Source organism: Fluctibacter corallii (genome assembly GCF_025751585.1).
Lineage (GTDB): Bacteria > Pseudomonadota > Gammaproteobacteria > Enterobacterales > Alteromonadaceae > Fluctibacter_A > Fluctibacter_A corallii.
In genome coordinates this window covers 167,393-190,909 of sequence record NZ_JAOWKX010000007.1, presented here as the reverse complement: position 1 = coordinate 190,909, position 23,517 = coordinate 167,393, and the positions used below count along the sequence as shown (strand labels likewise).

The window sequence follows — 23,517 nt, the reverse complement described above, 5'->3', positions numbered from 1 at the left end:
CCAATTTCACGCGTTTTGTATAATAATTGTACAAGAGGTATGAGAGGGGTAGTCCATGTCTTTTGAAGTTTCGAACAATTTGCAGTCTGCCTTTGCGAGTGGCAATTACGGTTTGCAGAAAGCGTCTGAAGAGATCACTGAGGCGTCTTCTAACATCGCGCGTCAAAATATTCGTGAGTCCGTCGAGGCAGAAGGAAATGCAGCACGCCAAACGAACCCAGCTGACGCGGGTAATTCAACGCCACAAGCAAATACAGGCTCAAATTTAACCAACGATTTAATTTCGTTGAAAGAGAACAGTATATACGCACAAGCGTCTGCGAAAGTGATTAGTGTTGCCGACAGAACGATTGGGCGTTTAATTGATGAGATAGCGTAAACACGCTGTAAACAGATGAACATTGTAACTCCGCTTCCGACAAACATTATTTTTACAACGGCGAACGTTAACACCGAAGCGGCGCGCCGAGATAATGTCATGCGTGAAACTGTACCGCAAACGGCGGGTACAGAAAATTCTGCATCGGAATCTGGCTTAGGCTCCGAGTCTGACCGCGTCAAACAACCGGGTACGAATCAACAACCCGTTACTTACGAGCGACCTCAAAATCAGCAACAACAGAATGCAGAACGTGCTGATGACCAAGCGAACAAAGATAACGCTGAAGACCCCAGTGCTGGTAAGGAAGAAGCCGAGTCACGCCAACAACAGCAACAAGAGCAAGCTGAACAACGTGAAATTCGTGATTTAAAAGCGCGTGATTTAGAAGTTCGTAACCACGAGCAAGCTCACGCCTCAGTGGGTGGCCAATACGCAGGTGCGCCTAAGTACGAGTATGAAAACGGCCCTGATGGCAAGCAATATGCGGTTGGCGGTGAGGTGTCTATCGACATTTCTGAAGAAAGTTCACCGGAAGAAACCTTGCGTAAAATGCAGCAAGTTAAGGCTGCTGCTCTAGCTCCAGCGGAGCCGTCACCTCAAGACTTACGCGTAGCAAATGAAGCAACACAAAAAGCACAGGAAGCCCGTGCAGAGATGGCTGAGCAGCGCACTGAAGAGGCGCAAAAAGCTTATAACAGCGCGTTTGAAAATGCTGAGGGCCAATCAGGTACTGCGACCACACCTTCGCAGAATGTTCCCGATCTCGATGAAATCGTCGATGGGCGTGATATTGGCCCGCCGACTCGATCGTTAGAAGAGAGTGATCCCGTCGCTGAAGCTGTAGGCCTAGAAGTGGACGATAGCGAATATAAAGCGGCTGCGGCGATGCGTGAACGTTTGGCAAGCCGCGACGAACAAACATTGCAACGTGTTGCGGTGATTGAAGGCTTTTACGGTAGTGTCAGTGCACCTAAAGAAGATGGCCTCGCGCTTCAGGCATAAGATACCTAGCGTGTAATAAAGCTGGAAGAAGGTTATTTGCAGTGTGCGTTACACAACGCGTATCTTACCCTACATACCAACGCTCTTCTTGTTTTCCAATTACGTATTGTTTGCTATGCAAAGTGTCACCGTCAGATCTAACTATCAGAGCAGTGATCACCACACGCCTGTCTGATTACTATTCCATCATTGATAGAAACTGAGAAACCACGAGATTAAAAGTCATACAAAATATATGATAAGAGCGAAGTGAGTGCTTATTTAATAAGCGGGAAAAGTGGAATGACTCACTTCTCCCGCTTAACGATGACCTATGAGGGTTATTTGGTTTTTGCTTTCGCGAATGCATCTGCAAAGGCATTACCCATTGCACTATTGGCAGGTTGCGATTTGTCCTTGTTGCGGTTGTCTCGTTGAGGCTTCGCCCCACCCTTACCAGCATTACGGTTGGGTTTATTGTTACCAAATGCACCTTGTGCAGATTGGGTGTCGTCGTCTAAACGCATCGTGAAAGAAATACGCTTCCTACCTGCATCGACCTCTAATACTTTCACCTTCACAATATCGCCGGCTTTCACAACCTCGCGGGGATCAGATATGAATTTGTTCGTCATCGCTGAAATGTGCACCAACCCGTCTTGATGTACGCCCACATCAACAAATGCCCCAAAATTGGCCACGTTAGACACTACACCTTCGAGAATCATTCCAGGCTTTAAATCATTGATGGTGTCTACACCTTCTTTGAATTCGGCCGTTTTGAATTCAGGGCGAGGATCTCGTCCTGGCTTATCTAGTTCTTTGATAATATCCGTTACCGTTGGTAACCCAAACTCTTCATTGATGAAGTTATCTGGACTTAACGTTTTAAGTAAATCACTGTTACCAATCAGGTCATTGACCGCACACTTCGCAGTATCAACGATATCTTTTACGACAGGATAAGCTTCTGGGTGAACGGCCGATGCATCTAACGGATTATCACCATCAACGATTCGAAGGAATCCTGCAGCTTGCTGAAATGCTTTGGGGCCCAAGCGTTCAACTTTCTTAAGTACACTACGATTGTTAAAAGCACCATGTTGATCACGAAAGGCGACAATGTTCTGCGCTAACGTTTTATTCAGGCCAGACACATGAGATAATAAAGCCGGAGATGCCGTATTCACATCAACACCTACTGCATTTACACAGTCTTCGATAACGGCTTCTAGTGATTTGCCAAGTAAACTCTGGCTCACGTCATGTTGATATTGACCCACGCCAATGGCTTTTGGCTCGATTTTTACTAATTCAGCCAGTGGATCTTGCAAACGTCGAGCAATCGATACAGCGCCCCTTAGCGATACATCCATATCAGGCAACTCTTTCGATGCTAGCTCTGAAGCTGAATAAACGGATGCGCCCGCTTCGCTTACCATGATTTTCTTTAATCCAAAATCTGGGTTCGCTTTAATTAATTCAGCAACGAGTTTGTCGGTTTCGCGTGAGCCTGTACCATTACCAATACTAACCAATTGAACTTTATACTGTTTGCACATGCTGGCCAATGTGCGAATTGACTTGTCCCACTGGTTTTGTGGTGCATGGGGAAATATCGTATTGGTGGCTACGACCTTGCCCGTAGCGTCAACAATAGCAACCTTAACGCCCGTTCTTAGGCCGGGATCGAGACCCATAGTGACTTTCGCGCCAGCTGGTGCAGCCATCAGCAAGTCATTCAGATTTTTAGCAAATACCTGAATAGCCTCCTCTTCCGCACGTTCACGCAACGTACCAAAGAGTTCGGTTTCCATATGAAGCTGAATCTTTACTCGCCATGTCCATTGCACTACGCCTTGCAAGAATGCATCGGCAGGACGATTGGCAAATTGAAGATCATTATGATCAGCGATGATCGTTTCACAGTACGAGCTGCGATCGCCTTCGTCCTTTTCAGGATCGGCATTCAAACTGACTTGAAGCACACCTTCATTTCTGCCCCGAAACATCGCTAATGCTCGGTGCGAAGGCGCATTCATTAGTTTTTCACTGTGATCAAAGTAATCTCCGTACTTCGCGCCTTCTTTTTCCTTTCCGTCGATAACTTTACTGGTGATATGCGCATTGGCTTTTAAGTGCTTACGTACCTTTTGAAGGAGTTGAGCATCTTCGGCAAAACGCTCCATTAAAATGTACTTCGCACCATCGAGCGCGGCTTTCTCATCGTCGACACCCTTTGTAGAATCCACAAAGGTGCGGGCCTCTTGGCTAGGATCCAAATTTGGATTTGCTAATAATGCGTCTGCCAACGGCTCCAATCCGGCCTCTTTGGCGATTTGACCCTTGGTACGACGTTTAGGCTTGTAAGGAAGGTATAAATCTTCCAATTCGGTTTTATTTTCAACTAGGGAGATTTGCTTCGCGAGTTCGTCTGTCAGTTTACCCTGCTCTTCAATCGATTTAAGAATCACGCCTTTGCGTTCTTGCATTTCACGCAAATAGCCAAGGCGTTGGGCTAAAGTACGTAGCTGAGCATCATCAAGGCCCTTTGTGGCCTCTTTACGGTAACGGGCAATGAAGGGAACGGTTGCGCCCTCGTCAAGAAGTGTTACAGCGGCAGAAACTTGCGCTGGCTGCACCGACAGTTCGGCAGCAATTTTTTCAATAATCATTAGAATCCTTTAACAGGCTCGTTTACTCATTTTCTATAAACGAAATAACAATGGGGGCGAACCCCGTGATTACTAGGTGTGTTGATCTTTGCTTTACACGCTCAATGGCTGTTGCTTTTATTTCTGCAATCCCGCCACTATATAGGATTATCGATCCTTTATGTACAATATATCTAACCTGTAAACAAGGCTTACACGAATTAAAGCGAGAAAACCGATAAACATGAAACGGTCTAACTATATCACTCGAGATGGATGGGAAAAACTAGAGCGTGAACTACGATTTTTGTGGAAAGAAGAGCGGCCACGTGTGACACAAGCGGTTTCAGAAGCTGCTGCGTTAGGCGACCGTTCTGAAAATGCAGAATACATTTACGGCAAAAAGCGTTTGCGTGAGATTGACCGCCGAGTGCGCTTTCTCAGTAAACGGTTAGAACAGCTGACGGTGGTATACCCTTCCAAAGAACAGGAGGGTAAAGTCTTCTTTGGCGCTCAGGTGACATTAGAAGATGATAGTGGCGACGAATTTACCTATCACATTGTTGGTCCTGATGAATTTGACCCTAAAGAAAATAAAATCAGCATTGACTCACCGATGTCGCGAGCGCTTATTGGAAAGCAGGTGGATGACGAAGTCGATGTGCATACGCCTACAGGTCATAAGCACTATTTTGTTAGTCAAATTTGTTACAAAAAATAGCGAGACAATGACAGGAATTTTTGTGCATTTCAGCTAGTATTTAAGGTAGTTAAGTTGAATTCAATTGCCTCGTTCACCCGCTTTTGAATTCACCTTTACTGGCGCTGCCGCCAGTGTTGCTGCCGCACGACGAGCAGGTAAATTTATCAAAACATGTTTTAACGTACATTGAGATTGGTTAGGCAGTTATTGACAAAAATTATCTGGATAGGCTCCGGATCGTAGGTCAGCTGTAGAGGCCAAATGTGTAAGAGGGAATAAGGTTCAGCAGGGAAAATTAAGCTGAGAGTGTCATAAAACGAGCCGGGCTTTCGCCCGGCTTTTCATTATTCTGAAATGAGTCAGATTATTCTGCTGTCGTTGGCTCTTCTGCTTTAACGACTTCAAGTAGCTCTACTTCAAATACCAATGTCGCGTTGCTAGGAATTTGACCCGCTGCGCGCTCACCATATGCAAGATCTGAAGGAATGTGGAACTTGTATTTCGCACCTGGCTTCATTAGCTGTACACCCTCTGTCCAACCCGCGATTACGCGGTTAAGAGGAAAGATAGCTGGTTCGCCACGGCTATAAGAAGAGTCGAACTCAGTACCGTCCAGTAGTGTGCCTTTATAGTGTACTTTTACCGTATCAATAGCACGAGGAGATTGGCCTTCACCTTCTTGCATCACTTCATACTGAAGACCTGAATCAGTCGTTGTTACACCTTCACGCTTTGCGTTTTCAGCCAAGTATGCCTTGCCTTCTTCAAGATTAGCTTCGCCGTCAGCTTTTGCTTTAGCCGTCATCGCTTCTTGCGTGCGCGTTTTTAGCGACTCAAGCGTGGCTTGCATTTCTTCTTCAGTAAGCTGGCCTTTGTCTTGTATTGCAGCTACAAAGCCTTTCACGATAAGTGACTTATCAAGCATTACACCCATTTCTTCTTGCTGAGAAAGGTTTTGCTCAAGGAACTTACCCATATTTGCACCGATTGCATAGGCTTGCTTCTGATCGTCGGTCTCAAGTGTAACTTGCTCTACAAGCATTGGATCCGCTTTTTCTTGTTGACATGCCGTTAAACCGATTACAGAAGTAACCAGCATGGCGATCGCTGCCTTTTTCATTATAATTCTCCAAAAAGTAATAAAATCTACGCGTTTTACTGAGTTAAGTATGTCAACACTATGTGTTGCCGAGCGGTATGAATTTCAACACCTGCAACGCGAAAAGCTTATACTAAACGATGCGAGAAATTCCACAACCCAAAAAGGAAAACAGTCAATATGCGTTATTTGACTCTTTTGTTAACCATGTTGCTACTGCACGGATGTACTGGCGCAATCACAACACCTGAAGAATCTGTCATATTGGCAGAAGACGGGGCTTTGGCTGCCGATGTGTCATCAGACAATACCCTTGCGCTCATTTCCAGTGTTAACGATGGCATACTTGTTTGGGATATTACCTCGCGAGAAAAAAAATTCCAATGGAGCCATCAGGGCGAAGGCAATAATCTGGTCACAAATATTCATATTGCGCCTGATAATTCACATGCGGTCACGTCAGATCGAGAGGCCTTTGCGATTTGGAGTCTTATTTCGGGTGAGCCGATAGGCTTTTGGCGAATAGATGAATCGAGCATCCGAGATGTCGCCGTGAGTAATCAAGGACGCGGCATATTGGTGGGCCGAGGCAACGGCAAGGTGATGTTTTTTGAACACGAAACCGGTCGACGTATCGAGTTTCTGGGGCATCAAGAAAAGATCAACAGTGTGGCGCTCTCGCCGAATGGATTTTACGCATTAACGGGCGGCAATGACTACGTCGCGTATTTATGGGACACACGAACCGGACAAGTGATACATCGTTTTCCCCACAGTAGCCGAGTGACAAAGGTGGCGCTTGATGATCAAGGACGATACGCGTTTACCGCAGACAGCAAACGCGACGCGATTGTATGGGATGTACAATCAGGAGAAATGATCAGCAACTTATCGTTTATTCAGCGCCAAAAAATATTCAGTACGGCAAGATTTTCTCAAGATGGTAAATACTTGCTTACCGGTTCACCAACGCGCCGTGTTAACCTATGGAATATTGGCGATGGTAGCGAACATACGGAATGGAAAGTAACGCCCAAAAAAGGAAGTCGTCCTCAAAGCGCAGTCGTGTATGCGACAGGCTTCTTACCAAACAACAAATTACTCACTATCAGCAGCAGTGGTCTCGCTGAAGTGTGGTCACAGTGATACAAAAAGACATGACGAACGTAGAAGACAGATTAGAAGAGTTAGAAATGAAAGTGGCGTTTCAGGAGAACACGATAGAATCCCTGAACGACGCCTTGGCATCTCAACAGATCCAGATTGAAAAATTAGAATTTCAGCTGAGGCATGTTGTAGAGCGTGTTAAGCAGCTTAAACCATCGAATATTGCCTCTGAAGCTGAGGAGACGCCGCCTCCCCATTACTAACCTTGTTTCGTATAACTGACGTTGCAGAAAAAGGATATAGTTTTATGCAAGACTCGCCATCGACTCAAGACAAGGCCAAAACACTAGTATCTACATCGGGTGATCCCCTTCGAGGTAGCGCCGAAACAGACCGTTCTGTCGAACGTAAAATCGAGAATAGCGAATTCGTTTCTGTTATCGTTAAACGCACCGATGAAACATTTCGTCATCCAGATGATATTCTCGAAAATGCGATTCACGAAGGCATGGAGCAACACGCTAGGCCTGCATTTTCGTTGTTTCTATCTGCAATCGCAGCGGGCATGATTTTGTGTTTTACTGCATTGGCTGTCGCTGTCATGGCTACGATAGTAAGTGATTCCTCACATGGCGTAGGCCGAGTCGTGTTGGCTAGCGTGTACCCGCTGGGTTTTGTGCTGTGCATATTGAGCCGCACGCAGTTATTTACAGAGCATACCGCAACGGCTGTTTATCCTGTGTTAGACAAAAAAGCGCAATATTCCTCACTGTTACGTTTGTGGGTGATTGTCGCGGGCGGAAATATGGTAGGGGGCTTGATCAGTGCGAGCATGTTGGCTGCCGCCGATGGCGTGGTGGGTGCCGCTGAGGGCTACCTTAAATTGGCGCACCACATTATGGAGTTTCCCGCCTATTCACTATTCATTAGTTCGATTCTTGCTGGATGGTTAATGGCGCTAGGCGGCTGGTTAGTGTTAGCCACGCATTCTACCCTTAGTCAGATTATCAGTATTTATATTGTGACCTTTATTATTGGATTAGGTGGTTTGCACCATTCTATTGCTGGTTCAGTGGAATTATTTGCAGCGTATTTTGCTAATGACAGCATTGACTTTATGTCTTTACCGCCAACCATTGGCATTATTTTGCTCGGCAATATGGTGGGCGGCAGCGTGTTTGTTGCTGTACTAAATTATGGGCACATTCGCCATTCTCAACGTGGTGAGAAGAACGCAGCAGCGAGACGAGCGCCCAAAGCTAGCTAGCAGGAGATGGTCTCGTACACGATATGTGGCGTTATTCCGGTTTGAATACGCCAATCACGCTCTCATTTTCACGGGCATGACGAGTAACAGTGTCGTCTGCCTGTGTTTCTTGGTAATCACATTGCGTGCACTTAATTTTTTCAACATTATTTTCGGTATAAAGCATAATCGTGTCGAGCGCTTTGCACTCAGGGCAGGTTGCGCCCGCGATAAAACGTTTTCTTTTCATGATTAAGTCAAATTCTGATTGCTATCGGTAGTCGGATTTTTGCTATTATACGCGAATTTTCGCCATGGCAGTTCAACACGTATGATTCAAATTAACAGCCTTTCGCTAATGCGCGGCAGCAAAACTTTACTAAATGAGGCCAGCGCCACGATTTATCCGGGCCATCGTGTCGGACTTATTGGTAAAAATGGCTGTGGTAAATCCAGCCTTTTTGCGCTTCTGCGTGGTGAACTTCACCCTGATTCTGGTGAGTGTCTCATTCCCCAAGGCTGGCGCATCGTGTCTGTTGCGCAGGAAACACCAGCAACTGAACGGTCTGCAATTGATTACGTGATTGATGGAGACACGTTGTTTAGAGGGCTTCAGGCTCAATTACACGAGGCAGAAAATGCCCACGACGGAGAAAAAATCGCACACCTTCATAGTGAGCTTGAACAAGCCGGTGTGTATGATATTTCATCTCGCGCTGCCACTATCTTGGCTGGGCTTGGATTTACGAATGATGCGCTGAATCGCCCCGTTTCAGATTTTTCGGGCGGTTGGCGCATGCGTCTAAATTTGGCTCAAGCGTTGTTGTGCCCATCAGACTTGTTATTGCTGGACGAACCGACTAACCACTTAGATTTAGACGCGGTGATTTGGTTAGAGAAATGGCTGTCTCGTTACGAAGGCACATTGATTCTGATATCTCACGATAAGTCTTTTCTTGATAGTACTGTGTCTGAAATTGTTAGTTTTGAACAGGAATTATTATTCTCTTACACGGGGAACTATGCGTCCTACGAAAAACAACGTGCAGAAAGGTTACGCTTGCAAGACATTGAGTTTGAAAAACAGCAGGCAAAAATTGCGCACTTGGAATCCTTTATTAATCGCTTTAAAGCGAAAGCCAGTAAAGCCAAACAGGCTCAAAGTCGCATTAAGCAATTAGAAAAAATGGAAACCTTGCTACCTGCTCACAGCGATTCGCAATTTTCGTTTTCTTTTTTTGCGCCCCCCAAATTACCTAACCCATTGGTTAAAATGGAAGAAGTAGAAGTGGGGTATGATGAAACAGTTATTTTGCATCATCTTCATTTAAACCTTGTTCCGGGCTCAAGAATTGGATTGCTGGGACGAAATGGTGCGGGTAAATCAACGTTAATCAAGCTGCTTGCCAATGAGAAGCAGCCTATGGCGGGCGAATACCTAACGTCTACTGGGCTTAAAATTGGCTACTTCGCACAGCACCAGTTGGAATTTTTACGTCCAGATGATTCAGCATTGGCGCACTTGCAAAGACTCGATAAAAAAGCCACTGAACAATCGTTACGCGATTTTTTGGGTGGTTTCGGCTTTCACGGTGACGCGGCATTAGCGCCAGTTGCCCCCATGTCTGGTGGAGAAAAAGCTAGGTTGGTGTTGGCATTATTGGTATACCAAAAACCTAACCTATTGCTATTAGACGAGCCTACCAACCATCTAGACTTGGATATGCGACATGCATTGAGTCTGGCCTTGCAAGGTTTCGAGGGAGCAATGGTACTGGTATCTCACGATCGCTTTTTGTTGAATACGGTCTGCGATGATTTCTATCTCGTCGATCAAGGGCAGGTTGCGCCTTTCGCTGGAGATTTGGATGATTATAAGAATTGGATCCTGAAACCTGCGGCCTCTCAAGTACTTCAGTCTGAAGTAACTGACCAAGAAAGTGTTGACGCTAATGAACCCGCGAAAAGTTTAGATCGTAAAACGGTGAAGCGTTTAGAAGCCGAGTTTCGTCAGGCGACCTCAGGGTTGAGAAAGCAAATTCAGCGTTATGAGAGCGAAATGGATACGTTGCAGGCATCTCTTGAAAATGTTGAAAATACGTTATCTGACGCGACGTTGTATGAAGATGAAAACAAAGCCAAACTGAAAGAGGTATTGGCGGAGCAGGCACGTATTAAACAGGCCCTAGAAGAAAACGAAATGCAATGGTTAGATGCGCAGGAAGACCTTGAACAGCAACAGAAGGCATTTGATGCACGACTTAACGGCGAATAGTTTTTGGCAGTTTTCATTGCGCTTTTACGGGCAAGAAAACATTGAGAAAACCTGTATTACCTTACAAGAGCAATACGGTTTTAATGTGAATATATTGCTGTTATGCCGTTTTCTCGAGGAGTTTTCATTGACCCTTAATTCAGAGCAAGTGGGCAGTTTAATGCAATCAATTTCAGAATCTGAAACGTCATTGCGAGCTTTTCGATTGCGGCGCAAGCAAGCGAAGGGAACGAAAAAGTATGAGGTATTGCTACAGCAAGAGCTCGAGATTGAAAAAGTGCAACAATCTGCACTTATTCGCCATGTTTCGGATTTAGATTTAACATGCTCCCTGTTTCCAAATGTCGCAAGTTACGCGACTTACAAGGCAATTGACTTGAACAAAGTGACGGCGCTGGTGCCCTTATTAAATGCACTGAGCCGCTATGACCTAGCAACATTTATTTATAACAGTAATGACAAAATCTGAGAAAAACCAATCGCGCAATGCTCTATACGGGCGCGTGGTAAAAAGCACCTTCTCCCCACCTTGGTGGGCCAAGAATCGCCATATTCAGACTATCTTTCCTCGCTTTTTACAAAAGCGTAGAAAACTGAATGTAAAGCATCAGCAACTTGCGCTGCCTGACGGGGATTTCCTTGATATTTCTTGGGGAGAGAAGCCTGAAAATCAAAAAGGAATGGTTGTTCTTTTTCATGGGCTAGAAGGGTCGGTGCGTTCTCATTATGCTAATGACATGATGGCAGTGTTGAGAACAAGAGGGTTTTGGCCTGTGTTGATGCACTTTCGTGGTTGTAGCGGTCGTGCAAATACTCTTCCTAGAGCTTACCATTCTGGCGAGACAGAAGACGCGTTGTTTTTTCTGGAGTGGTTGAATAAGCAATATCCGAACATTAAAAAAAGCGCCATCGGCTTCTCGTTGGGAGCGAATATGCTGCTTAAGTTGTTAGGTGAAAACCCCATGCAACGGTTTGTGGAGTCTGCTGTAGCGGTGTCTCCGCCGCTTAGGCTAAGAGAGTGTGCTGATAGCATTAATCAGGGGTTTTCACGCGTGTATCAACGGTACTTACTTAATAGCATGGTGGCAAACTTAGCGAGAAAAATGCAGAAAGTCGATTTTGGGAATACATTGAAGCTTCTGCCAAATGAGTTGAAAAAGCTAAAAAGTTTCCGAGATTTTGATGAGCATGTCACCGCGCCCTTACACGGATTTAGTAGTGCGAACGACTATTACGCACGTTGTAGCGGGATTCAATTTTTACGTCAAATACTTACCCCTACATTAGTCCTACACGCCAAAGACGATCCCTTTATGAATGAGCATGTGATCCCTGCCCCTGCCGACTTATCTAGCGCCGTGCGTTATGAGCTAAGTGAGCAAGGTGGGCACGTGGGTTTTATGCACGGAACGCCATGGCGACCGACAATCTGGATGCATGAGCGCGTAGCAACATTTTTTGAAAGCCAGTTAGATATAAGTGTAAAACATGCGGTTTAGCATGTATTGCTTACTAAGGTAAATAGCAGTTATGAGAATACCCGTTTCAGAATTAGCGCCAGAGACACTATATAACATTGCGGAGTCATTTGTTCTAAGAGAAGGAACAGATTATGGCGAACAAGAGGTGGAGTTAGAGGTGAAAGTGAATGAGGTGATGGCTCAACTTCGTCATGGCGATGCTATATTGATTTATTCGGAATTACACGAGTCTATTGATATCGTTGACAAAGTCACCTATCAAACTCGATTAGATCAAGAGCGTGAATAAAAGTACAGCCTCTTACTCTTCGTATGAAGGAAGAGAGACACCTGAACTGATGTAATCATAATTCAGGCTGCCCCAGTAGAAATGGCGTTGAATAGGTTGCTTACTAACCTGTTATTCGCCTTTAAATATCAGGTTGAAGCTCACCGGTACGGTATAACTGATATTCGATAACCCTGCGATCTTTTGTAATGCATCAACGCCCCCATTAAGACCGAAATCACGCGCATCGATCAATACGGGTTTAATGCTGGTAGCAAGCAATTGATTGTCTATTAACTTTGTGACTTGAATGTCGAATGGAATCGCCTTTGATTTCCTCATAAGTGACAGGTTACCTTCCACCTGTATCTGGCGGGTTTCACCTGCTTTCATAGTGAATAATGAATGACTGATATCTGCGGTTAGCGTAGCGTGTTGGTTGTTGGCAACATCAAACAACATATCGCGCATGCGCGTATTTCGAATATCAATCATCGTATCCAATGATGCTAGATTAATGGCAACGCTGAGTTTGCCGTCAGAAGATAATGTCCCTTCTAGCAATCCAAAATGGTTGATTTCGCTAACGTGCACATTTTTTGTGGTAACAAAATGCAGTGAAGATGCATCGTTGTCGAGTGACCAGTTGGCTAGTGCCGCGCTAGAGGCAAGCGTAAGCGCCGCCAATAATGAGTATTTCATGTTAATTATCCATTTGATATTGAACGATATTCTTCCAGTCTACGTTAGGGTCACCCACGATAACAAAGTCTGGATTCGTTAAGCTGTCTCGTTGATTGTAAGATAAGGGCGAAAAGTCAGCCGCCATAATCTGCCCGCCCGCTTCACTAACAATACATTGCGAAGCGCCTGTGTCCCACTCTCCAGTGACGCCAATACGTAAAAATACATCTGCTTTGCCTTCGGCAATAAAGCATGCCTTTAAGGAGCAGCTGCCAAGGGGAAGCGTTTGGTAAATGCGGTTGTCATTCATTTGGCTCATGACCTTTTCACGTGCCTGCCGGCGGCTAATGGCAACCATAACAACACCGTCATGTGGGTCATCTAACTTGCGTACTTTGATGGGGCGATTTTCTAATGAGCTAGATTTAAACGCGCCCTGCCCTTTTGCTGCGTAATACAGAGTTTGTCCTGTTGGCCAATATATAACGCCAATCGTTGGCTCGTTATTTTCAACCAATGCTATGTTTACAGCAAAGTCACCGCTTCGAGCAATGAATTCCTGTGTGCCGTCAATAGGGTCAATGAGCCAATAACGCTGCCAATGTGACCTGTCAGATAGCATTCCATTGTTGGTTTCTTCCGACATAATCGGTATGTCAGGGGTTTCCTTGCTCAAAATCTGAGTAATAATGTCGTTTGCGTGATAATCGGCGGAAGTGACTGGAGAGTCGTCTTCTTTTTCATGTTCAGTGAAATCACCGCTATCGTAAATGGTTAGTATCGCTTTGCCAGCTTCTGTCGCCGCAGATTTTGCGATGTCTAGTAATCGGGTTCTGTCTTCGTCGGGCATTATCGTCCTCGTAACCATTGCTCAGCTAGAAACAGCGCGGCAATACAGCGGGCTTCAACGAAATCCTCTCGAGCGAGAAGTGCTTCTTTGTCTTTAATCGACCAACGGATTACCTCTAAAGGCTCCGGTTCATCGCCTTCAAGTTTTTGTTCGTACAAGTCATGTGCCACTACTATATTCATTGTAGCGTCGAAAAACGCAGGTGCCATGCTGACACTGTGAATATCATGCATATCTCGCGCAGCATATCCGACTTCTTCCTGTAATTCGCGATTCGCGGCTTCCAGTACACTCTCACCCGGGTCGATGAGGCCTTTGGGAAAACCCAAATGATAAGAATGGGTGCCTGCACCATACTCGCGCACTAGTAAAAACTCCTCCTCATTAATGAAGGGCACGATCATCACTGCACCTCTGCCACTGCCTGCCATGCGTTCAAACTGTCGTTGCGCACCATTGGAAAACTCGAGGTCAACACGTTCAACTCTAAAAAAGCCACTGCGTGCAATGATCTCACGTTGGTGGATCTGGGGAAGCGGTTTGTTCGGATCTATTTTGTTCATCAATGTATCAAATTACATATTCGCCATGTGATTGCTATTGCGTGTGTATTGTTCAAAATACTACACTTGCCGCTGCTGGTTGTTCAATGAGGAACCACAGGCTTGTTTTAGGCGCCGCTAATGTTTAACAAGGGGCTTGACCGTAGACGCAGGCTTTCTATTCAATTTGGAAAGATGCGTTGATTGCCCTTTACTTTATACTAAGGAAATCCACGTTGCCATACCTACCTTGGAACGAAATTCAGACCGTTTTGCTCGACATGGACGGTACACTTCTAGACCTTCATTTTGACAACCACTTTTGGTTAGAGCATGTGCCTACAAAGTTGGCTGAGCGCGAAGGTATACCTAAAGCGCAGGCACAAGCCTTTATGAATGAAGAGTACCAGAGAGTGATGGGCACATTAGAGTGGTATTGTTTAGATTATTGGGCTGATCGCTTGAAGATGAATATCGTTGAAGCGAAGCGTGAAATAGAGCATTTAATTGATATGCGCCCTGACACACTTCCTTTTCTTGATGCATTGAAAGCATCTGGAAGAGAGGTGGTATTAGTGACGAATGCCCATCCTGATTCTTTGTCTTTAAAAATTGAGCACACCAAGTTAGATGAACACATTGATACCTTAATTTCCACCCATGAATTTGGTGTAACCAAAGAATCTCAGGCGCTGTGGGAACAACTTCAAGCGCGACTAGGATTTGAAAATCAACGTACATTATTTGTTGATGATAGCTTAACGATTCTACATGCAGCACACACTTATGGCATTAAGCATCTGCTTGGCGTGAAAAACCCTGATAGCAAAATGCCTTCGAGAGAGATTGAAGAGTTTCCTGCTATTGATGACTATCGCATTTTGCTTGATGAGATTAAGAATAATCCAGTATAAATGAGAGGCATGGCATTTGCGCGCGCCGCGTCAGACAAAACTGGGCGCGCAAGTGCTACATTCGAGTTTACAATTTTACGTTGTAATACCCTTCACTGTCAGGTTGACCAAAAAACTTGGCGGCTTGATGCACTTCTGGAGGCAAGGATTCTTGCGGTTTGAATCTGCCTTCTACTCTGACGTTTAAATTCACAGGAACCCTCGCCGTGGCGCTTAATCCAAATGCATTGGGCTCGCTCACGTTGACCAATATCTCGCCGTTGTCACAGGCAATCGATGCATCGAAATTGCCCAGTGATATAGGACCTTTAGCGCCAGCAACCGTTGCTTTGAGCCATTGGCCGTTGCCAGATAGCGTATGGCATTGCTGATCATAATCCATCTCATCCAGCTGCAACTTGAATCGCCCTCCAGCATTCACTGGAACGGGGAGGGGCAGCTTGGCAATCACTAAATCGGTTGGCAGAAATAGTGTTAGATCCTGTGCCGTAATGTGCTGGGGGTTGAATACATTAATGCTAATCGGACCTTTTAATGAGATTGCCGTATTGTCACGGCTATTACCAGCGTCAATGTCGATAGACAATTTCCCGATTAGCAATTTCCATACAGAGATATCCCATGACACGTCGTCAATGGGGAGGCCCTGTACGACCAGCGTGTTCGCATGACCTTCCCATAATGTGCCACTGACACCATATAGTGCAACACTGGGATTTTGTTTAATGCGCCCCAAAATTTGATTGGCAGGGAGGTTGGCTACCAAAAAAAACAGATAAGCCAATACTGCTACAAGACTTAACGTGAGCGTGTTCTTCATGACTTCCCTAACTGTAAATTGCGGATTTTAACCAGCCCCGGCGCATCTGCTTGAGCAAGATCAATATCAATAATGGTGATGCCCATACTTTCTAGTGACTGAAGCCACGTGACAACATCGTTAAAAGGCACTTCATCTACCCACACCTTTAATATGTCATTTTGAGGTTGCATACGAGAAATCGTTATTTTGTATCGTCCAGCAGTTTGATTCACCGCTTGGGTTAATGAGCCAGTATATTGCGCGCCGCCGCGACTAGAACGCTTCAATTGAATCGCCTTGGCAGCATTTTTCTTTACCCAGCTTAGCTCAGATTGTTTGGCTTTTACTGCGGTTTCATTACGTTCGATCGCCGTATTAAGTGGAGACCAAACTAGCCAATAAAACATGCCAATAATGAATACCACTGAACAGGCTATTACCATGTATTGCTCACGCTCTGAGAGCTGCTGATATTTTTTTAATAGCTCTTTCATGGCTAGCTCCTAATGGACAGGGAACCGATAACTTGATTGTCTCGGTTATTAATTGCGCCAGGTTGCACTTCAAATCCTTGCGCTTCCGCAAGGCGTCTAAATTGTTCAAGTGCCTCAAAGTTCGACGCCACCGCTTGCATCCGTAACTCTGACCGTTTACTGTCAAAACGCAGCGTTTGAGGTTTGACATTAGATTGCGCAAAGGCGTCGCTCAATTGTGTTAACACGATGAGCATCGACAGGCCACTTCCGCCTTGCTCTAGCGAAGCCACCTTCTGCTTCATTTGGCTACGAACATTGACAATGCGCCTTGTTTCAGGAAATGCACGCTTAAACTCTTCCGTAATTTGCGCATTCAAACTCTCTTTTTCAGCAGTGAGAGATTGCAGAGTAACGGTTTTGTCTATCAATGAGGTTAGTAAAGCCACGCCCGCTAATATTGCAGCAAGTTTCCATTTTTGCCACGCACCCTGACTTTTTGCCCGCTTTATTTTATATTCACCCTGAAGTAGGGTGAATTTTTCTTTCAATGCACCTTTCGCCAAAATCTGCATTGGCAATTCCAGCTCGGCTTGTTGAGGGTGGGTGTTCGCGAGTGTCGATAGATCAGTTTCACCGTAGTTGTGAACCGTTATCGCCTCGGTTTGGTGTTTGGCATGAAACCCTATCGCATCAAGCATCCAGTTTGTATGGCCGCTCATGCCCTTCCAGCTGTCTTGACGAACTATGAGTTCGTCGCCCAATGCCACCATCGACCATTCATCTTCATGATGGGGCAACGCGAGTGTATCGGGCAAAATTCTAGTCGGATGAATTTCAGCGTCAGCTAACATGGCTTTATAACGAACCATATTTCGGTGCTGGATCACCGCAACACCTTGCGAATGATCCACTTTCGGACCAATAGCAAAGAAGTGTTCGTTGATGTCGCCAGAGAGCTCATCTTCAAGCATATAAGGAATAGCCTGAAGTGCTTTTCTGCTTGCTTTTGCGGGCATCTCTACCCACGTCATTAAGCACTCTGAACCTGGAATCAATACGATTGCCTGATGTTTGCCTGTGCGCTCGGGAAGTGACGCTAAGTCAGCAGGGCCTGCTAATTCACCCGAGGCGATAATATCTTTTTCACTGTCAGACCAAACCATCCAGTGAATGACAGGATTTGCGTCTGAGCCCAATCTGATGACCAATTCTTCCATCAGTATGCTCCTCCGAACTCGCGCCTGATGACTTTTACTTTATTGTTATCAAGTTTCAGAAGCGAGCGCATTCTAAAAGTGGCGTTATTGTAAACGCTCTTTGTGTCTAAGATAAAATGGTCGGTTGTAATATCGAACCAATCTTGTTTTGCGGCACTTAAATTAAGCGCCTGAATTTCTTGCTCAGCGAGAAACTTGCCTTTGTCATCATAACCATCTTGGGGACGGGAGTTAATGATGCGGGCGGCATCGCCCTCGCTTAAGTTGGTTAATGCCGCAAGCAATAAAGCATCATCTTTGCTTAGGGTATTAATGTTGATTTTAAGTTTTTCTTCGTTAGGAATAACGCATAAAAATGGCATAACGTTTACCGCCCAGTTGGGCTTTACACCGTTTATCAGTCTGAACTCTGACTTTGTCATCATCAAATTATTCGCTGGCAAGTAAGGAGGTAGCATAGATTCATAATCTGAATCTTCAGCTCCATAATTGCGAATATTGCTGTCTTCATCTAACCAGTCAGCCAGAGAATCAGTTACGACGTCTTGTGCGTAATTGTCTATTTCAAACTTGCGATTGGCGAGTAAATTTTTAAAAGCGGTTTTCACTTCTAAATGAGCTGCATCGTTAGGGTTGCTAGCGCGCAACGCATTCATATTAAAACAGGCGCGTGCATCTGATAAGGTGACTTCGATCACACCGCCTTCGACTGGATAGGTTAATGGCTCTGTCCATCCCTGCCCCTCGGCAATAATATTATTATTTTCTTTCATCAACTTAGTGATGGCACTTTTTGCGTACTGCTCTGCGCCTAGTGCGTACCAATAAGCCTGATTATTGTCTTTAATATTCGCTGCTCGCTTAATATTAAGCTGCAAACGGCTTCCCATTTCTGTCGCTAAAACAGCCACTAAGGCGACGACCATCAAAACGATAATGAGCGCGACACCTTTTTGCTTTTGAATCATGGGGTTCATATCATCTACCTATCTTAATTCAGCTCTGTCGGCATCAAAAATTCTCGGCGAATTTCGCCAAAATCTTTGTGTACCAACGTAATTGCGACAGCAATAGGTAAAGTAGGGCCGCGGTAACGCTCCGTCCAGCTATTAGGCTGGCTAGGATCCTTATTTGTATCTGCATAAAACTCGACCTGAAAATCAGATACATCTTCGAGTAATACGCGTATTTTGGGTTCGTGGCCGGCAACGTTATCGACGTAATTTCCGTAGAGTCGCTGAAGCTGGTCATCATACAGGCGATAAGCTACAGCCTGCATAGTGCTGCGCCGCAACATAAGCTGAGGATTTTGCCAGCCGCCTCTGACAAATCCTAACCCATCTGCCTGACTATCAAACAGGTCTTGATCACCCATAATCACATTGTTATTCTCTTGGTTTGGGATGCGAATTGCTCGCGGCATCGCTTGTGCGATATCACGCTCAATGGTGAGCATCGCTCGTTGCATATTCTGTAAGCGATCAAACTGTTCTGTTGAAAGCTCGTTGCTGTCAATGACAGTCGTCATCACTTCTGTAGAGGCAATACCAATCAGGCTGAAAATAGCCATCGCAATCAATACTTCTAGCAGTGTAAATCCTTTCACCCTAGCTTGCTGCATCACGAACTTTCCTCGGGCTTTGCCAGATAAGAGGTAACGCTGGTGACATGTGACTGAAACTGCTCATCTAAGCTAACGATTACTTCTACTGCGCGAAAATTTTTGTCATTCGTTTCTTTTACCCGTTGCTGCCAGTACCAAGTTCTGTCAGCCATTTCTTGTTTGCCTTTCTGATTATTTTTTGGTGGCCAAACAGGTTTAGCTTGAATTTGAACTAAACGGTTATTCGCAACCCATGTCGCAACAGTGATTTCTTCGATTTGACCAACGCTAGACAAGTGATCGGTAGCCGATTTCATAACGGCAGCCCCTGTCAGCGCGAATATCGCCAGTGCTACCATAACTTCAAGCAATGTAAGGCCGTTGTGTTTGGATAAGTTAATCATAGTGAATCCAGAGGCCCTTCTCGCGTGACGGGTGGCACGTCTTTACCCAGCACTTTATAGTAAACGGGATCGTCGTTACCAAAGTCAGGTTCATAGGCTAGCGACACCACAAAAGGGGTCATTTCACCGCTTGAAAATAGCATCACTTGTGGAGGTGGGTGTGGTTTATCTTCTTCTTCGCCAATCTCTACACCGGCATCACGCACAGACAATTCTTCATCAAATAGTTCGTCGTCGAATAAACTCTCTTCTGCTTCCCAAGGAAGATCATCAAGCTCTATCTGCATTTCTACATTTTCTGGAAGTGCATAAGTAGAGAACACTTTATCTTGTTCGAGAGGTTGCCATTTCTGTTCCTCGTCAAGTAGCAAAAAAGTATAACTTTGCTTTTCCTTGTCGAGATAGAGCCCGAGTTCCTGCTGATTCAATACGGCGAAGTCAGATGCCATATTAATGACGACCTGAAAGCGTGTTACTTCCTTTTCTAATCGTTCTGTTGATGAGGTACCAAATGCATTGAAAACAACATAGCCGACGGCCAAACCCATGAGTGTGAGCACCAGCATCACTTCTAATAAAGTGAAACCGCTTTGGTTGTTTTTAAAACATGCTGGTGCGCTCATCGTACGATTAATTCAAGAAATCGTTCAGGTTCCAATTGCCAATATCATCATCTGTACCAGGCTGTTGATCTGGGCCATTTGAGAAGATATCTATGTTGCTCATTTCACCCGGATTCAAAAGCTGGTATGGGTTGCCCCACGGATCTTCTGGTAAACGTTTAATGAAGCCACCATCGGGAAAATTACGAGGCACTGGATCAATAGTCGGTTGCTCGACTAATGCTTCTAAACCTTGTTCGGTTGTTGGAAAAATGTTGTTTTTCAGTTTGTACATTTCCAACGCGCCTTCAAGCTGTTGAATATCTACTGCGGCCTTTTTCAATTGCGCTTCTTCCTGATTGCCCAGAATTTGTGGCGCAACCATAGATGCCATTATTCCAATAATTAACAACACCACCATTACTTCAATTAAGCTGAAGCCTTGCTGCGTCATTCGCATCGTTTTCATTACTAAGTCACCATATTATTTAATGCTAAAATCGGTTGCAAAATTGCCATTACGATAAGTAATACTATTGCAGCCATGGTTACAATCAACAGAGGTTCGAACACCTTTAAAGACACGCCAACCAGTGCTTCGAATTCTCGGTCTTGATTGTCTGCGGCTCTTGCCAACATCTGTTGCAATTCACCGCTTCGTTCACCCGATGCAATCATGTGCATCATCATTGGTGGAAACATTTTCGTATTGTCTAATGCAGCACGCAGGCTAGAGCCTTCTTTCACATTGATTGCTGCATCTGCAATAGACGCTTTAATATGCAAGTTTTCCAGTACATCTCCTGAAATACGCATACTTTCCAAAAGAGGAACTGCACTCGCAGTGAGTATGCTCAGAGTACGGGCAAATCTAGCTGTATTCAGGCCTTTTGATACTTTACCAATTAAAGGTAAACGTAAGATGAATCGATGATAGCGTTTTTTCATTTTGGGTTGCTCCAAAATGCGCTGCAAGATAACAATAAACAAACCTATGCCGACCAATAAGAATAAGCCATAGTTTTGTAACCATTCGCTGATTGAAATCATCACCTTGGTGATTGTGGGTAAGTCTTGTCCCATATGATCAAATTGGCTAACAATTTTGGGAACCACAACCGTTAACAGCAAAATAACGATACCCATGGCAAAAAACATCATCAAAGAAGGATAAATCAAAGCCTGTGAAATTTGGCTGCGAGTTTGTTGACGTCTTTCTGTGTAATCCGCTAAACGGTTGAGAACGGTATCTAAATGCCCTGATTTTTCACCTGCTGCTACCATCGCGCGATAAAGCTGGTCGAACACGTAAGGGAATTCTGCCATTGCGTCAGCAAGGCCATGCCCTTCTACCACTTTACTTCGAACTGCCATCATCATATTTTTATGGCGAGGTTTATCGCATTGTTCAGCAACAGCAAGTAATGCCTCTTCGATGGGTAGAGCTGACTCAATCAGCGTGGCGAGTTGTCGAGTGAGCAATGCGAGATCAGACGCAGAAATTCGTGGTTTGAACAAGGTGAATCCCGAGGAGCTGCGCTTCTCTTTTTCTGCCACTTGCTCTACTTCTAGGGGGATTAACCCTTTTTCTCGCAGTTGCTGCCTGATTTGACGACCGTTATCGCCCTCAAGTACACCCGTTTTGTTGCGCCCGTTCCGATCGAGCGCTTTAAAAGCAAACGCAGCCATTAGTCTTCCCTGGTTACTCGCATAACTTCTTCGAGTGCGGTAAAGCCTTGTAGTACCTTGTTGCAGCCGTCTTCACGAATACTTGGGGTAAATTGCCTGATATGCTTCTCAATCGCTTGTTCTCCGTGACCGTTGTGAATCATGTCACGAATTTGTTCATCGACAATCAGCAACTCATGAATACCTGTTCGTCCGCGATACCCCGTTTGGTTACACGCCGCGCATCCTTTTGGTCCATAAATGATAACATGTTCATTTTCTGGTTTACCGAGTACCACTTTTTCTTGCTCAGTTGCAACGTGTTCTACTTTACAGTCAGGGCATAATGTTCGTACCAATCGCTGAGACAATACTGCTAACAGCGATGATGACAGCAAGAAAGGCTCAATGCCCATGTCTTCCAGTCGCGTAATGGCGCCGGCTGCGGTGTTAGTGTGAAGCGTAGATAACACAAGGTGCCCCGTTAAACTTGCTTGAACACCAATTTGCGCAGTTTCTACATCTCGGATTTCACCTACCATCACTACATCAGGATCCTGACGTAAGATTGCACGAAGACCGCGTGCAAAGGTCATGTCTACTCTGGCGTTGACCTGAGTTTGACCAATACCTTGTAAATCAAATTCGATGGGGTCTTCAACCGTCAATATATTACGATCTTTGGAGTTGATTTCACTTAGCCCCGCGTACAACGTAGTACTTTTACCCGAACCTGTTGGTCCGGTTACTAGAATAATGCCGTGTGGCTTACGAATCAGCTCAGAAAAATGCTGTCTATTCACCGCCGTCATACCCAAATCTTCAAGATTTAGGCGCGCGTTGTTTTTGTCAAGCAAACGCAACACGACGCGTTCGCCGTGGCTGGATGGCATGGTAGATACACGCACATCGACGGCTCGCCCTGCGATACGCAAGGTAATGCGTCCGTCTTGAGGCACGCGTTTTTCAGCGATATCGAGTTTTGCCATTACCTTAATACGCGACACTAACATCGATGCCATTTTGCGATTAGGGCGTAAGATTTCACGTAAGACACCGTCCACCCTGAACCGCACAACAAGTTGGGTTTCGAAGGTTTCAATATGAATATCCGATGCACCTTCTTTAATCGCTTCGCCTAACATGGCATTGATGAGCTTGATAATAGGTGCATCATCTTCACTTTCAAGCAAGTCTTCGGTGTCTGGTAATTCTTCCGCCAGCGCAAACAAATCGCTTTCATTGCCAATGTCTTCCATTAGCTGTTTAGCGGCTGAAGAGTCACGCTGAAATGCATTGGTTAATAACGATTCAAATTGATCAGATTCAATTTCGCGTAATTCAAAATCGGCTTGAAGAAAACGGCGTACTTCAGCAAACGTTTGTAGAGTTGCTTCATCAGTATGATAAACCACTATCGGATCTTCACCGACATCAACAAGCACCTTATGGCGCTTAGCAAAACTAAATGCGAGTTGCTGATGGGGCTGCGCCTCTTCCTCTTGTTCAATGTCGTCAAGAAGCGCTGCTTGATTCAGCGCTTCTTCTGCCATTATGTC

General features: G+C 45.1%; 27 protein-coding genes. 11 read left to right on the top strand and 16 right to left on the bottom strand.

Going from position 1 to position 23,517, the window contains the following annotated elements:
* The first annotated feature begins 55 nt into the window (after positions 1 to 55).
* Both OE749_RS14100 and OE749_RS14095 read left to right on the top strand, forming a co-directional pair.
* A complete protein-coding gene (locus OE749_RS14100; RefSeq protein ID WP_263713107.1) occupies positions 56 to 379 on the top strand; it encodes a hypothetical protein in 324 nt (107 codons plus the stop codon).
* A 15-nt stretch (positions 380 to 394) separates the two neighbouring features.
* A complete protein-coding gene (locus OE749_RS14095; RefSeq protein ID WP_263713106.1) occupies positions 395 to 1,384 on the top strand; it encodes a putative metalloprotease CJM1_0395 family protein in 990 nt (329 codons plus the stop codon).
* A gap of 320 nt (positions 1,385 to 1,704) precedes the next feature.
* Here the strand turns inward: OE749_RS14095 and OE749_RS14090 are convergent, their stop codons facing one another.
* Positions 1,705 to 4,038: a Tex family protein gene (locus OE749_RS14090; RefSeq protein ID WP_263713105.1), complete on the bottom strand. Its 2,334-nt coding sequence runs from the start codon at positions 4,036 to 4,038 to the stop codon at positions 1,705 to 1,707.
* Positions 4,039 to 4,261: 223 nt separating this feature from the next.
* On the opposite strand from OE749_RS14090, the gene greB reads away from it, so the two are divergent.
* A complete protein-coding gene (gene greB, locus OE749_RS14085) occupies positions 4,262 to 4,738 on the top strand; it encodes a transcription elongation factor GreB (RefSeq protein WP_263713104.1) in 477 nt (158 codons plus the stop codon).
* A gap of 346 nt (positions 4,739 to 5,084) precedes the next feature.
* Here greB and fkpA read toward each other — a convergent pair whose 3' ends face one another.
* Entirely contained in the window at positions 5,085 to 5,840 is a 756-nt protein-coding gene (gene fkpA, locus OE749_RS14080) for an FKBP-type peptidyl-prolyl cis-trans isomerase (protein ID WP_263713103.1), read from the bottom strand.
* A gap of 159 nt (positions 5,841 to 5,999) precedes the next feature.
* On the opposite strand from fkpA, the gene OE749_RS14075 reads away from it, so the two are divergent.
* From OE749_RS14075 to OE749_RS14065, 3 genes are read left to right on the top strand one after another with little or no spacing between them, the layout of a single operon-like run.
* Positions 6,000 to 6,965, top strand: coding sequence for a WD40 repeat domain-containing protein (locus tag OE749_RS14075; RefSeq protein ID WP_404828180.1), 966 nt, complete (start codon positions 6,000 to 6,002; stop codon positions 6,963 to 6,965).
* 11 nt (positions 6,966 to 6,976) lie between these two features.
* The gene (locus tag OE749_RS14070; RefSeq protein ID WP_263713102.1) at positions 6,977 to 7,189 is read left to right on the top strand and encodes a SlyX family protein; all 213 of its coding nucleotides are present in this window, start codon (positions 6,977 to 6,979) and stop codon (positions 7,187 to 7,189) included.
* Between the two features lie 44 nt (positions 7,190 to 7,233).
* Positions 7,234 to 8,193 carry a formate/nitrite transporter family protein gene (locus OE749_RS14065; protein WP_263713101.1) on the top strand — a complete coding sequence of 320 codons (960 nt, stop codon included), beginning with the start codon at positions 7,234 to 7,236 and terminating at the stop codon, positions 8,191 to 8,193.
* 31 nt (positions 8,194 to 8,224) lie between these two features.
* Here OE749_RS14065 and OE749_RS14060 read toward each other — a convergent pair whose 3' ends face one another.
* Positions 8,225 to 8,422 (bottom strand): YheV family putative zinc ribbon protein, encoded by a 198-nt coding sequence (locus tag OE749_RS14060; RefSeq protein ID WP_263713100.1) that lies wholly within the window; start codon positions 8,420 to 8,422, stop codon positions 8,225 to 8,227.
* An 81-nt stretch (positions 8,423 to 8,503) separates the two neighbouring features.
* Between OE749_RS14060 and OE749_RS14055 the strand changes: the two genes are divergently transcribed.
* The 4 genes from OE749_RS14055 to OE749_RS14040 are packed head-to-tail and all read left to right on the top strand — an operon-like array spanning position 8,504 to position 12,217.
* Complete coding sequence (locus OE749_RS14055) at positions 8,504 to 10,447, top strand: ATP-binding cassette domain-containing protein (protein ID WP_263713099.1); 1,944 nt, start codon at positions 8,504 to 8,506, stop codon at positions 10,445 to 10,447.
* Positions 10,425 to 10,916, top strand: coding sequence for a TIGR02444 family protein (locus OE749_RS14050; protein ID WP_263713098.1), 492 nt, complete (start codon positions 10,425 to 10,427; stop codon positions 10,914 to 10,916). Before OE749_RS14055 ends, OE749_RS14050 begins: the two co-directional genes overlap by 23 nt.
* Positions 10,903 to 11,946 (top strand): hydrolase, encoded by a 1,044-nt coding sequence (locus OE749_RS14045; RefSeq protein ID WP_263713097.1) that lies wholly within the window; start codon positions 10,903 to 10,905, stop codon positions 11,944 to 11,946. Before OE749_RS14050 ends, OE749_RS14045 begins: the two co-directional genes overlap by 14 nt.
* A gap of 31 nt (positions 11,947 to 11,977) precedes the next feature.
* On the top strand, positions 11,978 to 12,217 hold the full coding sequence (locus OE749_RS14040) for a YheU family protein (protein ID WP_263713096.1): 240 nt from the start codon (positions 11,978 to 11,980) through the stop codon (positions 12,215 to 12,217).
* Between the two features lie 111 nt (positions 12,218 to 12,328).
* Here the strand turns inward: OE749_RS14040 and OE749_RS14035 are convergent, their stop codons facing one another.
* From OE749_RS14035 to nudE, 3 genes are read right to left on the bottom strand one after another with little or no spacing between them, the layout of a single operon-like run.
* Entirely contained in the window at positions 12,329 to 12,898 is a 570-nt protein-coding gene (locus tag OE749_RS14035) for a YceI family protein (RefSeq protein ID WP_263713095.1), read from the bottom strand.
* 1 nt (position 12,899) lies between these two features.
* A complete protein-coding gene (cysQ, locus tag OE749_RS14030) occupies positions 12,900 to 13,730 on the bottom strand; it encodes a 3'(2'),5'-bisphosphate nucleotidase CysQ (RefSeq protein ID WP_263713094.1) in 831 nt (276 codons plus the stop codon).
* Positions 13,730 to 14,293, bottom strand: a complete 564-nt coding sequence (nudE, locus tag OE749_RS14025) for an ADP compounds hydrolase NudE (protein WP_263713093.1) — start codon at positions 14,291 to 14,293, stop codon at positions 13,730 to 13,732. Before nudE ends, cysQ begins: the two co-directional genes overlap by 1 nt.
* Before the next feature lie 215 nt (positions 14,294 to 14,508).
* On the opposite strand from nudE, the gene yrfG reads away from it, so the two are divergent.
* Positions 14,509 to 15,186 (top strand): GMP/IMP nucleotidase, encoded by a 678-nt coding sequence (gene yrfG / locus OE749_RS14020; protein ID WP_263713092.1) that lies wholly within the window; start codon positions 14,509 to 14,511, stop codon positions 15,184 to 15,186.
* A 67-nt stretch (positions 15,187 to 15,253) separates the two neighbouring features.
* On the opposite strand, the gene OE749_RS14015 is transcribed toward yrfG, so the two are convergent.
* Genes OE749_RS14015 through gspE form a run of 10 tightly spaced genes read right to left on the bottom strand, consistent with a single transcriptional unit; the run spans position 15,254 to position 23,511 of the window.
* Complete coding sequence (locus tag OE749_RS14015; RefSeq protein ID WP_263713091.1) at positions 15,254 to 16,006, bottom strand: type II secretion system protein N; 753 nt, start codon at positions 16,004 to 16,006, stop codon at positions 15,254 to 15,256.
* Positions 16,003 to 16,482, bottom strand: coding sequence for a type II secretion system protein M (locus OE749_RS14010; protein WP_263713090.1), 480 nt, complete (start codon positions 16,480 to 16,482; stop codon positions 16,003 to 16,005). The genes OE749_RS14015 and OE749_RS14010 overlap by 4 nt, the downstream gene beginning before the upstream one ends.
* Before the next feature lie 2 nt (positions 16,483 to 16,484).
* On the bottom strand, positions 16,485 to 17,681 hold the full coding sequence (gene gspL, locus OE749_RS14005; protein ID WP_263713089.1) for a type II secretion system protein GspL: 1,197 nt from the start codon (positions 17,679 to 17,681) through the stop codon (positions 16,485 to 16,487).
* Positions 17,681 to 18,658 carry a type II secretion system minor pseudopilin GspK gene (gspK, locus tag OE749_RS14000; protein WP_263713088.1) on the bottom strand — a complete coding sequence of 326 codons (978 nt, stop codon included), beginning with the start codon at positions 18,656 to 18,658 and terminating at the stop codon, positions 17,681 to 17,683. Before gspK ends, gspL begins: the two co-directional genes overlap by 1 nt.
* Positions 18,659 to 18,672: 14 nt before the next feature.
* On the bottom strand, positions 18,673 to 19,302 hold the full coding sequence (gspJ, locus tag OE749_RS13995; protein WP_263713205.1) for a type II secretion system minor pseudopilin GspJ: 630 nt from the start codon (positions 19,300 to 19,302) through the stop codon (positions 18,673 to 18,675).
* Positions 19,302 to 19,688, bottom strand: a complete 387-nt coding sequence (gene gspI / locus OE749_RS13990) for a type II secretion system minor pseudopilin GspI (RefSeq protein ID WP_263713087.1) — start codon at positions 19,686 to 19,688, stop codon at positions 19,302 to 19,304. The genes gspJ and gspI overlap by 1 nt, the downstream gene beginning before the upstream one ends.
* The gene (gspH, locus tag OE749_RS13985; RefSeq protein ID WP_263713086.1) at positions 19,685 to 20,311 is read right to left on the bottom strand and encodes a type II secretion system minor pseudopilin GspH; all 627 of its coding nucleotides are present in this window, start codon (positions 20,309 to 20,311) and stop codon (positions 19,685 to 19,687) included. Before gspH ends, gspI begins: the two co-directional genes overlap by 4 nt.
* A gap of 7 nt (positions 20,312 to 20,318) precedes the next feature.
* Positions 20,319 to 20,759, bottom strand: coding sequence for a type II secretion system major pseudopilin GspG (gene gspG, locus OE749_RS13980; protein WP_263713085.1), 441 nt, complete (start codon positions 20,757 to 20,759; stop codon positions 20,319 to 20,321).
* A 2-nt stretch (positions 20,760 to 20,761) separates the two neighbouring features.
* A complete protein-coding gene (gene gspF / locus OE749_RS13975) occupies positions 20,762 to 21,979 on the bottom strand; it encodes a type II secretion system inner membrane protein GspF (protein WP_263713084.1) in 1,218 nt (405 codons plus the stop codon).
* A complete protein-coding gene (gene gspE, locus OE749_RS13970; protein WP_263713204.1) occupies positions 21,979 to 23,511 on the bottom strand; it encodes a type II secretion system ATPase GspE in 1,533 nt (510 codons plus the stop codon). The genes gspF and gspE overlap by 1 nt, the downstream gene beginning before the upstream one ends.
* Positions 23,512 to 23,517: the final 6 nt, after the last annotated feature.